Below are 4235 nucleotides of genomic sequence, written 5' to 3' on the forward strand. Positions count from 1 at the left end.
CACGTGGTCGGCGGTCTTGCCGGCGTCCTGCGCGTCGTCAGCCTGCTGCACAGCCGCCGCTACCCGGTGCGCAACCTCAGCCGCGCCTCGGCCGGGATGGCGGGGCAGATTCCCGCGCCGTGGTGGCTGCGGGCGGTGGCCGACGGCACCCTCGATTCGCGGGAACAGGGTTTCCGCGTCGAGGACCGCATCGCGCAGCTGCTCGGCAGGCGGCCGGGCTGGGAATTCGTCCCGTGGGCCGCGGACGGCGAATCCGGCTACTGGGAGTTCATGCCGTCCGAACGCGGGAAATCGGGACACGCGATTCCCACCACGGTGATGAACACCGACCGGCACACCGGCTGGATCGACGTCCTGCCCGCCCACACCGGGGCGACGCCGGACCCGATCGCGATCGCCGGGCTGGCCGGGCTGCGGTCTCGTCTCGGGGAGATCGAAGCCGTTCGTTAATCCATCCATGCCCTCGCCACCACCCTCAACGGAGGCGCGGCGCGCCCGGCTACATTCCATGGGTGGAGAACGAGGACCAACCCCGGCTGCGCAGCGTCGTCAGCTACGTGAAGCGCGGCGGCCGGATGACCGTCGGGCAGCAACGCGCGTGGGACGAGCTGTGGCCGGAAGTGGGCCGCACCGTCGGCGAGCTGCCCGACGGGAAACTGGACTTCACCGCGTGGTTCGGCCGCGAGGCGCCGGTGCTGATCGAGATCGGCTCCGGCATGGGCGAGACGACGTCGCAGCTGGCCGCCGCGGCACCGGAGCTGAACTACGTCGCGGTCGAGGTCTACGACCCCGGCCTCGGGCAGCTGATGCTGCGCGCCGAAAAGCTGGGCGTCGAGAACCTTCGGCTGCTGCACGGCGACGCCGTCGTCCTGCTGACCGAGCACGTCGAGCCGGGGACGCTGCACGGCGTCCGGCTGTTCTTCCCGGACCCGTGGCCGAAGAAGAAGCACCACAAGCGGCGGATCGTGTCGCCGTCGTTCGCCGCGCTCGTGGCGTCGCGGCTCGCGCCCGGCGGCACCTTCCACATGGCGACCGACTGGGAGAACTACGCCGAGCAGATGCTCGAGGTCTGCTCCGCCGAACCCGCGCTGAAGAACCGGTACGACGGCTGGGCGCCGCGGCCGGAGTGGCGGCCGGTGACGAAGTTCGAGCAGCGCGCGGACGTCGAAGGCCGCGTCTCGCACGACCTGATCTTCGAGAAGCGCTAGAAACGCTGAAGGGGACCCTCCCCGGATCCCCGCGGAGAAAGGTCCCCTTCAGCTCACCACCCCCGGTGCTCGCCCCTCCCCCGACAGAGGGGCGAACGTCCTATTCCTCGGCCAGCGGCTCGGCCTGGACCCGCTTGAGGGCGGGCGTGCACACCGACGCGCCGAGCAGGGCCACCCCGACCCCGAGCACCACCGGCGCCAGGAGCCACGGGCTCAGCACGATGCCGCGTGGGTCGACCATGCTGTAGAGCCCAACACCGACGAGTACCCCGACGATTCCCGCCCCGATGGTGGCGACCAGCGCGGGCAGCGCGGCCTCCATCCGCAGCGCCCTCGCGAGCACCCGCACCGGCGTGCCGGCGGCCATCAGCGCCCCGAACGTCCGGCGGCGGTCCATCACCGAACCCGCGGTCGCGACCGCGGCACTGCAACCGGCCAGGATCCCCGCCGCGACCAGCCCGATCACCGTGACGCGGCGCAGGTCGCCGAGCTCGGTCTGCTGGTTGAACAGGTACTGGTCGCGGCTGCCGACCTCCTCGCCGGCGGCCGGCGCGGCCAGCGCCGTCCGGACGACCTCGCGGTTCGCGTCGGTGGTCGGCGCGACGACGGTGACGTACTGGGGCGTGAAGCCGTCCGGCAGCGCGGCCGGGTCGATGATCGACGTGCCGGCCAGGTCCGGGTCGGGCAGGTGGATCGCTTCCGCCCGCGTCCCCGACTTGACGGGCGAGGCCGGCCCTTCCCAGTTGTCGGCGATCTTGTACTGCGCCAGGTCGAGCGCCGACTCGCCGAAGACGGCCGGACCGCCGGTGCAGTTCTCGGCGGTGAGCCCGAACCGGGTCAGCTTGACGGCGTCGGCGCAGGTCATGACCAGTGCTCGGTGGCCGCTGCGGTGCGAGCTCTCGCCCTGGACCAGGTAGATCTCGCCCACGGCGACCGCCTTCTCGGACTGGCCGTACTTCGCCAGGGAGACGTTGGCCTGGTCGACGATCTTGCCGGCGTGCTGGGCGTCGGTGTCGACGTAGAGGACGGAGTCCTGGAAGGACCGCCCGCCGCCGGCCATCGACTCGAACGTCGGCAGCAGTGTCAGCGCCATCGACCCGGCGAACACCGCGAGCACGATCCCGGCGGAGGCCCGGTAGGCGCTCTTCGGGTCGTCACGCAGGCGGCGTCCGGCGAGGAGCGAGGACGGCCGCCGCCAGATCCGGACGAACGTGCCGCCCACCGCCGACGTCACCCACGGCCCGACGATCGCGGCCGAGCCGACCAGCAGGAACAGGCCCGCCATGACCATCGTGATGCCGCCGGAGTCCTTCGCCGTCGTCACCGCGACGAGGAAGAACAGCCCGGCCGCGGGCAGGGCCAGCAGCCGCCACCAGTGCAACGGCTTCTTCGTGTGGCCGCCGGTCGCGAACAGCGGGTTCTTGAGCACGCGGCGCAGGCCGAGGATCCCGGCCAGCACCACGAGCACCGGGATGGCCACGGCGATGAACACCGTCAGGCCGACCGGCAGCGCGAAGTCGGACGCGAGCCAGGTGCCGCCGGCCCACGGCACGAACGACGCGAGGCCGTGCAGGGCCGGACTGATCAGGAGGCCGAGCACGGCGCCGATGCCCGCGGACAACGTCGTCTCGGCGGCCACCATGTTCGTGACCTGTCCCGGCGTCGCGCCGGCCAGCCGGATCGCGGCGAGCCGTCGCTCACGCCGGGCCGCGGTCAGCCGCGCCGACGACGCGACCAGCACCAGGCTCGGCACCAGCAGCACGATGATCCCGACCCAGGACAGCAGCGTCAGCAGGCCGTCCGCGCTCGCCTTCCCGGCGGGGAAGCCCGCGATCGGGTAGGCGTTCTCCGGCATCGCGTCGGGCGTGTGCCCGACGAGCGCGACGAGCTGCTCCGGGAAGCGGAGGCCGTCCTCCCCGAGCGCGCCGACGGGCTTGCCGAACCGGTCGCCGAGCTGGTCGGCCGAGTGGGCCTGCAGCAGCCGGCCGAGCGCGGGCGACACGACGGTCTCGCCCGGCCCCGGCAGCTGCGGCACCCCCGCGGGCAGCTGGATGGACCCGGGTGTCGCGCCGCCGGTCAGTGCGACGTCGACGCGCATGATCTGCTGGCCGTCGAAGTAGTCCTTCGACGAGGTGAAGAGGATCTTCTGCGGGCCGTCGAGCTGGTAGCCGGAGTGGTGTTCGCCCTGCCAGAGGGCGCGCTGCTCGCGGTGCTGCGTGGCGAACGGCAGCGTCGCCAGCAGCAGCACCAGCCCGGTCGCGACGGCCACCCCGATCGCGGTGAGGATCGCCGACGTCCGGGTCCGCCGGTCGACCTTCAGCACCCGCAGGGCGATCTGGAGCGAGTTCACGCCGCCTGCCTCGTCGCGATCAGGCCGTCGCGGATCGCGACGGTCTTCGGCATCGACTCGGCCAGCTCGCGGTCGTGGGTGACCACGAGCACCGCGGCGCCCGTCTCGTGGGCGGCACCGAGCAGGGCGTCCATCGTGTCGCGGCCGGTGCGCGTGTCGAGCGCGCCGGTCGGCTCGTCGGCGAAGATCACCTTCGGCCGGTGGGTCAGCGCCCGCGCGATCGCGACGCGCTGAGCCTCGCCGCCGGACAGCTCGCCCGGGCGGCGGCGCTCCTTTCCGGCCAGGCCGAGGCGCGAAAGCCACCGGCGGCCGGCGTCGATGGCCTCCTTGCGGCCGAGCCCGGCCAGCAGCGAAGGCAGCGCGACGTTCTCTTCGGCCGAAAGCTCCGCGACCAGCATCCCCGACTGGAAGACGAAGCCGAACTCGGTGCGGCGCAGCTCGCTGCGCTTCTTCTCGCCGAGGTGGTCGATCCGTTGCCCGGCCAGGAGGATCTGCCCGTCGTCGGCCCGGAGGATGCCGGCCAGGACGTGCAGCAGCGACGTCTTGCCGGAGCCGGACGGCCCTACGATCGCGACGGCGTCGCCCGGCTGGATGTCGATGTCGATGCCGGCCAGGGCGTACTGCGCGCCGTAGCGCTTCACCAGCCCACGGCCGGACAGCACCGGCCCATTCGTCCA

The 4235-nt window shown here is 72.6% G+C and carries 4 protein-coding genes; 2 read left to right on the forward strand and 2 right to left on the reverse strand.

From position 1 onward, the window contains the following. The first annotated feature begins 3 nt into the window (after nucleotides 1-3). Together ABZ342_RS48825 and trmB are read left to right on the forward strand one after the other, a co-directional pair. The gene (locus ABZ342_RS48825) at nucleotides 4-450 is read left to right on the forward strand and encodes a hypothetical protein (RefSeq protein ID WP_360488912.1); all 447 of its coding nucleotides are present in this window, start codon (nucleotides 4-6) and stop codon (nucleotides 448-450) included. Nucleotides 451-512: 62 nt separating this feature from the next. Further along, nucleotides 513-1208: a tRNA (guanosine(46)-N7)-methyltransferase TrmB gene (gene trmB, locus ABZ342_RS48830; RefSeq protein WP_360488906.1), complete on the forward strand. Its 696-nt coding sequence runs from the start codon at nucleotides 513-515 to the stop codon at nucleotides 1206-1208. Between the two features lie 100 nt (nucleotides 1209-1308). Here trmB and ABZ342_RS48835 read toward each other — a convergent pair whose 3' ends face one another. Both ABZ342_RS48835 and ABZ342_RS48840 read right to left on the reverse strand, forming a co-directional pair. Beyond that, nucleotides 1309-3558: an ABC transporter permease gene (locus tag ABZ342_RS48835; protein WP_360488908.1), complete on the reverse strand. Its 2250-nt coding sequence runs from the start codon at nucleotides 3556-3558 to the stop codon at nucleotides 1309-1311. Further along, the coding region (locus tag ABZ342_RS48840) for an ABC transporter ATP-binding protein (protein ID WP_360488910.1) at nucleotides 3555-4235 on the reverse strand (681 nt) is incomplete at its 5' end. The genes ABZ342_RS48835 and ABZ342_RS48840, both read right to left, overlap by 4 nt.

It is taken from the genome of Amycolatopsis sp. NPDC005961 (assembly GCF_040629235.1).
Classification (GTDB): Bacteria; Actinomycetota; Actinomycetes; order Mycobacteriales; family Pseudonocardiaceae; genus Amycolatopsis; species Amycolatopsis camponoti.